This window comes from Roseomonas sp. KE2513 (assembly GCF_016107305.1).
Lineage (GTDB): Bacteria > Pseudomonadota > Alphaproteobacteria > Acetobacterales > Acetobacteraceae > Roseomonas.
Genome location: NZ_RCVR01000016.1, coordinates 111,048 through 120,455, shown reverse-complemented (window position 1 = coordinate 120,455; position 9,408 = coordinate 111,048). Strand labels below are relative to the sequence as shown.

The following is a 9,408-nucleotide window of genomic DNA, read 5'->3' as shown; positions in this document are numbered from 1 at the left end:
CTAGAATTCTGAAAATCGCATCTCGCGAGGCGCTGACAAGCGAATCCTCATGCGAGGTGTCATCAGAAGCGATTTTGGAGCCGCATGAGCACCCGGGTTTCATCAAAGTTGGCTGCCTTGTCATATCGGACGGCGCCGCCAAGAGTGAGCGTGGGATTGATGGCCCAGTCCACCTCCGCTCGTACGCCGCCAACGAAGCCGCTCTGCGACTGCCCTTGGTAGAATGCGCTGACGGGGGAGGAACTTCGGGCGGTGGAGGCAGCCAGCGCTTCGGCCTGGCTCTGCAAACCCGGGTTGTTGGGGAAGAGCGGCGCCTGATCCTCGCGGTAGGCGGCGTAGCCCACGGTGGCGCCGATCCGGTAGCTGACGTCGCCCGCTCGGCCGCGGTAATCAACAGGGATGTTCAGCGCGGTGTACTGCTGCGGGCTGAAGTAGCCGCCATGGCCGAGGGTGAAGTAGCGCAGGTTCCGGTCGTAGCCGAAGTAGACAAGATCCACCCCGGAGGTCAGCTCGCCGCTTGCGGTCTTGGTGATGGGCAGGGAGACGCCCGCGCCGGCTTCGATGCGGGTGTTGCTGGCGACGTTGTCGCCCTCGAAAGTGGAGTAGCCACCGCCAGCATAGGCGTAGCCGGCGCCGATTGGTACCTCGATCTGGCCGCGACCGGTGGTGCGCATCACCGGGCCCATGTTGGCGCCTGTGCGGTCGTCCACCGCGCCCGCCCAGGAGAGGAGGCTGTCCGTCACCGCACGCCGCTCGCCGGCCACGCGGACGCGCAGGCGATCCGTCAGGGCGGGCGACAGCTCGAGGCCACCGACGATGTTGCTGTTGCGGAAACCCAGCGGGGTGCTGCCGATGTCAAGCTTCAGCCAGTCTGCCCGCACGTAGTTGACGGCGAGCGCGACGCCGGTAGCGCTGGTATCGCGCCGCTGGGCGATGCCGGCGGCGCTGCTGGCCAGGTTGGTGTTCAGGGCATTGGTGCCGAAGCGGCGCAGCGCCTGCACGTCGGCGCTGGGCGAGCCGGACTCGATAACGACGGGCTGGACCGATCCCGTCAGGCGGCCGCCCAGCGTGCCCGGCGAGATCTCCGCCTGGAAGGTGGCGCCGAGCTCCTGCAACCGGTCAAGTCCCGGATCGCCCGAGCGGAGACGACCGGCAACGGCGCCGGAGAGAAGGGTGCCGGCCTCGTTCCGCAGCGCATCGGCTTCGGCCTGGATGCCGCGCAGGACAGGATCGGCGGGCTGGGCAGCGGTGAAGCTGGGACCGGTGCTTGAGGCGGTGCGCAGGAAAGGGTTCGAAAGACCCCCCAGCGGAATGGCCCCGGGCGCCGCAACGGCGTTGGCACGCGTGGTGCCGCCGAGTTCCGCACTGCGAAGGCTGCCCGCCATCTCGAGCGCACGGCGGGCGCGGCCTTCATCACCGGCGGCACGGGCGACGCGGGCCTCCAGCAGCGCGACGCGTGAATCTCGCGGGCTGCTGGCCTGGGCGGCGGCCAGCAGCCCCTCGGCGCGCGGACGGTCGCCAAGGGCGAGGGCCGCCTCGATGGCGCTGCGGCGGGCATCGAGGTTACGCGGATCGCGCGCCAGCACGGCCTCGGCCACGCGCAGCGCCTCCTCCGGGCGACGGGCGCCGAGATAGAGGCGGGAGAGGGCAAGGCGGGCATCGCCGTTGTTCGGATCGTCGGCGAGGACCGGGCGCAGGCGCTCGAAGGCGTCCGCCTGGGCGCCGGTCTCGTTCAGCCGGTCGGCAGCACGCACCGCAACGCCTGCTCGAAGCTGGGCCAGGTCGCGCCGCTGCTCCGCAGTGGCGCCGGCCGCCTCGGCCTCGGCGGCGAGAGCCGTGGCCTCGGCGTCGAGCCCGGCGCCGAGAAGAGCGCCCGCAATGGCGATGCGTGCGGTCGCACCGCTGGAGGCGCGGTTGGCGACGGCCACGCGGGCGGCCTCGGCAGCGCCGACACGATCATTCGCCTCGCCGAAGGCGCGGATCACCGCGACGGCGGTGCTGCCGGTGGGATCCGGGCGAGCGGCAAGGGCGAGCAGGCGGGAGCGGCCCTCGGCCGGGCTCAGTGGCAGCAGGGCGGCGGCGGACTGCACATCGCGCTGGCCGCGGATGCGGGCGGCCAGGCGCGACATGTCCGGGCTGCGGCGACTGGGCGCGATCCGGGAGAGGAGGGCATCGGCGTCGGCGGCGCGGTTGTCCTCCTCCGCGAAGAGGGCGGCAGCGTAAGCGGCATCGGGACTCGCCGAGCGGGCAGCGAGATCCTCCACCGTGCCTCGCGCCTCGGCGCCGCGCCCCTGGCGGCGGAGCGCGCGGGCGAGGTCTAGGCGAGCCCAGGGGTCCTCGGGGGCTGCAGCGACGGCGTTGCGAAGGATGGCGGCGGCCGCGGCAGGATCAGCCACGCGGGCTGCCTCGGCACGATAGGAATTCGCCTCCGGGTTCGCCGTGCTCGTAGCGGGACGCGCTGCCGGAGCGGGCGCTGCCAGGGCAAAGGCGGGCGGGCGGCCTTGGGCGCGCAAGGCCGCGTTCAGCCCCTGTTGGGCCGCGCCGAAGCCCGGACGGCGGCTGAGGGCCGCGCGAAAGCGGGCCTCGGCGCCGGCGGCGTCGTTGCGGCGCAAGGCCAGCTCACCCAGCACCACCTCGGCGTCGGACCGATCATCCACCTCGCGCATCGCGGCGCGGCGGGCGACCGCGTCGGCGCCCTCCAGGTCGTTGCGGCGGAGGCGTGCCTGTGCCTCCGCGAGGTCGGTGGAGTAGGAGGCGGCGTCCAGCGCCCGCTGCCACTGCTGCGCGCGGGAGGGATCGGCGGCGACGGCTCGTTCCAGAAGGCGGCGGGCCTCCGGCTGATTGCCCTGGCGCAGGCGCACGACCCCAAGGCCGCCCAGCGCATCCGCGTCGTTCGGGTTGGCGGCGAGGATAGCTTCGAAGGCGCGGGCGGCCTCGGCAGGCGCGCCGGAATCCAGCCGAGCGAAGGCGGCTTGGCGGGCCGGGGCATTCGGGTCGGACGGAACCGGAGGCGGCAAGGCGCGCAGGCCCTCCAGCCGGCGGCGGAGTTCCGCATCGTCCTGGTAGCGCTGGAGATAGGCCTCGATGCCCGGCACAGCCGCAGGGTTGTTGCCGAAGAAGCCGAGAGCGGCGCGCCAGGATTGACGGGCTTCCTGCGCGACCTCCGGGCGGTCGGCCAACTCGGCCAGCCGACGGATGCCCTCGGCGCGGGTGGAGGCGGTGTAGGTCAGGCTCTGGGCATAGGCCAGCCGCGTGCGATCGGTGGCGCCGGAGCGGGCGGCAAGGGTTGCGAGCCCGCGCTGGCCTTCGGCGCGGCCGGCCTCGGTGCCAGCAAGCGTCTGGTAGTACTCCTGAGCGAAGGCATCCGTCGGGCCCCCGGCGCCAAAGGCCTGGCGGTAGCGCTGTGCGGCGGCATCGGCTCGCCCTTCGCGCGCCAGGCGCTGCGCGTCCTCGATGGCGCTGCGGTCGATGGCCGCGCTGCGCACCGCGGTCTCGGCTTGGGAACGCTGCTCGGGCGTGGCGCCGGCGGCGCGGAGACGGGCCAGAAAGGCGTTGGCCGTCTCGCGGTTCCCGCGCGCCACCTCCAGCCTTGCGGCTATCGAGAGGACGGAGGGGCTGTCTGGGGCCGCAGCCAGCGCGCGCTCCACCGCGGGGGCGGCGAGGTCCACCCGTTCCTGGGCGAGCCAGCGCTCGGCCTGACGGACCAGCACCTCCACCGCCCCCGGGGGTGTCACGGGAAGTTGGGCGGCCGCCAGGCCCGGCAAGGTGGCGAGAAGGGTGACGCCCAGACCGGCATTCAGGGCAGCCCGCAGCGACCCTCGGCGGATTCCGCTCATCGTCTCAGTGCCCCTTCGGGGTTCTGGCGCGCAGCCGGATGGCGGCACGGCGTCGCAGGAGCCAGTAGAACGGAAGGCCGAGCAGCAGCGCGGCGGCGAGCAACAGGCCGGCCACCCGCCAGGGGCTGCCCCCGAGCCAGATGTAGGGCACCACCCAGAAGGGCGGATTGCCGACGGCGTAGGTTGCGCCGGTGCGGTAGCCCGTGGCGCGGCCGCCATTAATGACAACAAGGTCGCCCTGCACGCGAGCCGACGCCTCGGGATCGCGCAGCGTGGCAACGGCATCCGACAGCGCGGCCGGGGTCGCGCCGAGCATCGCCACGACCGACTTGCCCGAGGTCAGCGGGCTCTCGGTCGCAACGAGAACGGAAACGCCCTCCCCCAGTTCCGAAAGGGCGGCGGAGGCGCGGGTGACCTCGGAAGCGCCGGGACGATCGAGGAACAGGGCCCGGAGATCGGCCAGGGCATCGGGGGCCGCGATGGTCAGGCGGTCGTTCTGAACGCCCACAGGCCCGTTGCGGAGGAGCGTCGCGGCGGCGGGCTGGCGGCCCAGCGTCCCGAACACCAGAAGGTCCTGCCCCGCGACCGTCTGCAGGGATGGCGGGAAGACGACCGTGAGGCCCGTGGCGGGAAGGCCCACATTCGCCGCGAGCATGCCGACTGTGTCGAGGAAGGCGCCGGCTTCGAGCGTGTTCGGCCGCTCCGGCAGAACGGCAGCGGTGCCGGAGAGATCCGCCATGCGGGTGAAGGGGAAGCCGGCCGAGGCGAAGAAGCCGAGGCTGGGCAGGCGTGCGTAGCGCCAGGCGTGGGAGAGGTCGATCGTGCTGTCCGGGTCGACCGCCGCGCGGATGTCGCCGGGCACGGCGGTGCACTCGCCGCGGTTCAGCGGGCGCATGTCGAAGCGCATCTGCAACTCCTCCCGCCCGAACAGGACGTAGGTGGGCACCATGGCGCGGCCGCTGCGCACCCCAGCATCCGGGAAGAGCCATCCTGCCAGCTGGTTCAGCGGCCAGATCCGCTCACCGGAGCCAAGGGGAAACGACTTCAGGAAGTTCTCGGAAACCAGCACGTCGAGACGCGATGCAGCGACATCCACCGCCTGTCCGTTCGGGGCACGGAAGCGGATATCGGCGGGGATGCCGCGATCAGACCAGGTGAGGAGATCGGGCGCCGTGCGCACGGGCACGCGGATCGTACCGGGGGTATAGCCATAGGCCTGAAGCTCCGAGCGATCGACCAGCGAGCCGAACGATGCCGGGCGGTCTGTCGGGAGCCAGCGGGGCGCATCGTAGGGTGCCCGCGGCGCGAGGCCGGGCGGGGAGACGCGGGCGACCTCGCCGCCAACGCCGCCGCGCCCGGCGGCGAGGGAGAGCGCGGCCTGCGCGACTTCCGCCTCGGACCGGCCGCCGAGCACGAGCAGAGTGCCGTAAGGATCGGACGGGTTGGGGAGCAAGGCGAGCGTGGGCCCCTCGAAGCGGGGCAGGGCGAGACCGGGCACGGCATCCGGGCCAGCGGCGATGACCAGCGCGTTACCCTGGGCGGGAACGCCGCGGTCCACCGGGAAACTCGCCCCACGGTAATCCGCCGCCACCGCGAACCAGGAGGCGGCGATCGCGGCGGCACGGAGGCCCTGCGTTCCCGCCTCGGCCGGGATGACGACCGGAAGGGTGAGGGCACCGCGGAGCACGCGGCGGTCGAAGAGCGGCTCCGGCAGGCGCGCAAGGTCACGCTGCGGCGGCAGGCGCTCGATCGTCAGCTGGAGCGTCGAGAGATCCGAAATATTGGCGTAGAGCAGGCCCGAGAGCGGGTCGTTGCACTCGGGCGCATAACGGCCGGCGAAGCGGAAGTTCAGCCGGTTCACCTCCGCGAAGTTCAGCGGGTCGATGTCGAAGGAGAGCGGGCCGAAGGCCTGGCGCGCGGGGTCGAGGGCGATGTTGCCGACGAACTGCTCGTTCAGGGTGACGGCGATCTGGCTGAGCGAGGGAATCAGGGCAGCCGAGGCGCCGCCTTGCACCGTCAGGCGTGCGGCGGTCACCACCTCGTCGCGCGAGAGGCCGAAAAGAACCCCCTGGAGGTCTGCGGTGCCGCGGAACCGCATGGGCCCGGTGAGGCCGAGGTCACGAAAAGTCAGCCTTGCCTCGCGCACGCTTCCAGGGGGCGCCGGAGCAGCGGCGGCTGGAGCGGCCTGGAGCGGCGCAACGCCCATCGGCGGGGCCGGCGGTTCCGGCGTGGCAGGAGGCGCGAAGAAGGGCTGGGCGGCAGGTGCCGCCGTCGGCTGCCCGGCGGAGGGACGGACCTGCGGCGCGCGCGGTCCCTGCGCCGCGGGTGCCGAAGCCTGAGCCTGCGCGACGCCCGGCAGCAGCAGGGCCAGCAGGGCGATGGCGGCCGCGGTGGTCTCCTTCACCCGCGCGTCCGGCGCCCCGGCCTGCGACTTCGGCCGCACCACGTCGGACCTGCGGATCTGCTCGACTGGCACGGGCTTGCTCACTCGGCTGGGAACCTTTGTCATCTTGAAGCGGTACTTGCGGAAGACGGCGTCCTTGGTAGCCATGATCACGTCGCGGAGCGCGCGCAGCGGGCGGTCCTTCGGCCAATGGTCCCAGTGCACCCAGGCGTCGGGACGACCAAAGAAGACGCGCACCATCGCCGCCTCATCGACGACGTTCTCGATGTGAAAGCGCAGGAAGGCCTCGCCCTCCTCCCAGTGCAGGAGGGTGGCACGGACCTCCACGATCTCGCCGGTGAGGTCGAACGCCACGGTGCATTGGTCGCCGTCCGCGATGCCGAGCGGACGGTCCAGCAGCAGGCGGGCGCCCGACATGGATATGTCAGAGGAATGGGCCGCCGCACGACGCCCGTCAGACAGGACGAGTTCGGCCGGCAGGTTTACCTCGACCCGCGCGCGGTCACGCATCTGCTCACGCTCCAGCCCCACGGCAATGGCGGCCGAGACGGGGACGAGGCACAGCGCGGTCCAGAGTGTGTTCAGCAGATAGGCATGGAATTCGAGCGATCCCGGCTCCGTCGTCAAGGTGCCGTAGACGCCAATGCTGACGCCGACCAGCAGAGCACCGAGCAGAAGAAGCGTCGGCAGCACGGCGCGGACGTCGAGATAGCCTTCCTCCAGCCGCCCCCCCTTGTCGGTGACATTGAACTTGCCCTTGCGCGGGTCCCATAGCGTCGCGAGCGTGACGAGGATGAGGGGCGCCGCCATGCAGGCTTCGTAGATCTCGGACCAGAAGGAGTGGCGATTTTTTCCATTCAGGCGTGAGGCGGTGCCGATGGCGTGGAACATGTGGCTGCCGGCATAGGTAATGATGGCCAGCGGCGAGGCCGCGATGATGTTCTGGCCGAAGAAGAGGAAGGCGAGCGGGGAGGTCAGAAACACGATTCGCGGAAGCGCGAAGAGGAAGGAAAAACCGGCCGTGAAATAGCAGAGCCGCTGTGCCCAGGTGAGGCCAGGAGCAAAGGGCGTGTTCTCCTGGCGCATGATCTGGATCATGCCCCGGGCCCAGCGCATGCGCTGGCCAATATGGATGGCGAGCCGTTCAGTCGCCAGGCCAGCGGCCAATGGCAGGCGGATATAAGCCGTGTGCCAACCCTTCTGCTGCATCCGGAGCGAGCAGTGACAGTCTTCGGTCACCGTCTCGTGCGGGACACCACCGACTTCCATCAGCGCGGTGCGCCGGATGAGAGCGCAGGAGCCGCAGAAGAAGGCTGCGTTCCACAGGTCGTTGCCTGGCTGGATAGCACCGTAGAAGAGCAGCCCCTCGTTCGGGACGGGTCGGCTGCGCGCGAGGTTCCGCTCGAAGGGATCGGGCGAGTAGAAGTAGTGCGGGGTCTGCACCAGGGACAGGCGCTCGTCGCGCACCAGCCAGCCAGCCGTCATCTGCAGGAAGGCGCGCGTGGGTGCGTGGTCGCAGTCGAAGATGGCGATGTATTCGCCGTCCGTGTGGCGCAGCGCGTGGTTGATGTTGCCGGCCTTGGCGCCCTTGTTGTCGGGGCGGATGATGTAGCCGCAGCCGATCTCCTCGCAGAAGGCGCGGAACTCCGGGCGGCGACCGTCATCCAGAACATAGACGTTCAGCTTGTCGCGGGGCCAGTCCATGTTCATGCAGGCAAGCACCGTCGGCCGGACGATCTCGAGGCTCTCGTTGTAGGAAGGGACGTAGACATCCACGCTTGGCCACTCCGCGGGATCGCGGGGCAGTGCGGTGGGCTTGCGGTTCAGCGGGTAGGTGAGCTGGGCGTAGGAAAGGAAGAGGAGGGCAGCGGCGTAGCACTCCGCCGCGAAGAGGCCGAGCGAGAGAAAGCCCTGCAGGAAGGCCTCGAACTCCAGTGTCTCCGTCAGGCGCCACCAGAGATAGCGGGAGGTGATGGCGAAGGAGAGCATGACGAGGAGAACGGTGGCGCGGCGGGTCTTCGACAGATTGACGAGCAGGAAGGCGGCGATCCCCACAAAGGTGAGTACCGCCTGCTGCTCGCCGCTCAGCGGCACCGTGATAACGAACAGGGTAGCGAGCAGCCCCAGCAGGATGCTGGCGAGCCGCATGGCCCGCCCGACGATGGGAAGGCGTCCGGTTGTCGCGGTCATACGCATGGCCGTCATTGGCGCCGTGCCCAATTCTGCAGAAGGGAGTGGTGCGGCGAGAGGGCTGGCGGGCCGAGCCGCCCGAGCAGCGCCTCTGTGAGTTCGGCGAGATCCTCGGCCGCTCGGGTGCCATGCATTTCGACCGGAAGCCGGCGGTCGGCGAGCGCTTCTGCAACGGCCAGGTCGCGGCCGACCACGCCGAGCAGGCGGGAGCCCATCGATGTCCTGGCCATGTCGAGCACAGCGGAGGAAAGGGGCTGATCCAGTTCAACCTGGTTCAGCGCCAGAACCGCCTGCCTCGCCACCCGCGTGGTCATGGTTCCCCTGCCGAGAAAGCTGCCGTCCGCGATACGGGGAATGAGCGAGGCACTGCCGCCATCCGCCAGGAGCACGACAACAGGCAGGTCGAGGAGCGGCAGGAGGGCCGAAAGTGCGGGTGATGGGCCTGGGGGGGTATCCACCACGACGATGCGCCGAGCGTCAGCCAGCATCTCGCGCACGGGGCCGGACAAAGCTTCAGGACGGTCGATCAACAGGCGCCCGAGATCCATCGCCTGCCGTGGCTCCACTGCGCCGAACGGAAGGAGGGAAATTCCATAGGGGGTCGGGCGCAAAGCCGTGTGCCAAGCCATTCCCCGGCTGAGGCCTGAGAGGAAGCCATCCTCATCCCGAAGAGAGCGGCCCAGATGCAGCCGCAAGGCATTCTGCGGATCAAGGTCGAGCGCGAGCACGTCACGGCCGCGGGCGGCAAGGAGCGCCGCCACATTGGCGGCGAGCGTGGTCTTACCGACGCCGCCCTTCGGCGAGACAAAGACGACGAGCGGCATCAGGTTCCCCTTGCAGGGCGGACCCGCCGGCGCAGGCGCAACGGGGAGGGCGATGGTTTTGAGGCAGAGGCGGGCGGCGGCGCGTGACGCTCCAAGGCTGCGAAGCGAGGAAGCGCAACCTCTGCCGCGACTTCGTCGAGCAAGGCGAAACGCC

At 70.6% G+C, this 9,408-nt stretch carries 3 protein-coding genes; all 3 read right to left on the bottom strand.

Going from position 1 to position 9,408, the window contains the following annotated elements; genetic code table 11:
- Positions 1–62 precede the first annotated feature (62 nt).
- The 3 genes from D9599_RS17185 to D9599_RS17175 are packed head-to-tail and all read right to left on the bottom strand — an operon-like array spanning position 63 to position 9,254.
- Positions 63–3,836, bottom strand: a complete 3,774-nt coding sequence (locus D9599_RS17185; protein WP_198382506.1) for a cellulose synthase subunit BcsC-related outer membrane protein — start codon at positions 3,834–3,836, stop codon at positions 63–65.
- 4 nt (positions 3,837–3,840) lie between these two features.
- Positions 3,841–8,430, bottom strand: coding sequence for a UDP-forming cellulose synthase catalytic subunit (gene bcsA, locus D9599_RS17180; protein ID WP_198382505.1), 4,590 nt, complete (start codon positions 8,428–8,430; stop codon positions 3,841–3,843).
- Positions 8,431–8,441: 11 nt separating this feature from the next.
- Positions 8,442–9,254, bottom strand: a complete 813-nt coding sequence (locus D9599_RS17175) for a cellulose synthase operon protein YhjQ/BcsQ (RefSeq protein WP_198382504.1) — start codon at positions 9,252–9,254, stop codon at positions 8,442–8,444.
- Between the last annotated feature and the right edge of the window lie 154 nt (positions 9,255–9,408).

Excerpts from the sequence above, each read along its gene's own strand:
- bcsA (WP_198382505.1), bottom strand. The coding sequence starts at position 8,430 with ATGACCGCGACAACCGGACGCCTTCCCATCGTCGGGCGGGCCATGCGG.
- D9599_RS17185 (WP_198382506.1), bottom strand. The coding sequence starts at position 3,836 with ATGAGCGGAATCCGCCGAGGGTCGCTGCGGGCTGCCCTGAATGCCGGT.
- D9599_RS17175 (WP_198382504.1), bottom strand. The coding sequence starts at position 9,254 with ATGCCGCTCGTCGTCTTTGTCTCGCCGAAGGGCGGCGTCGGTAAGACC.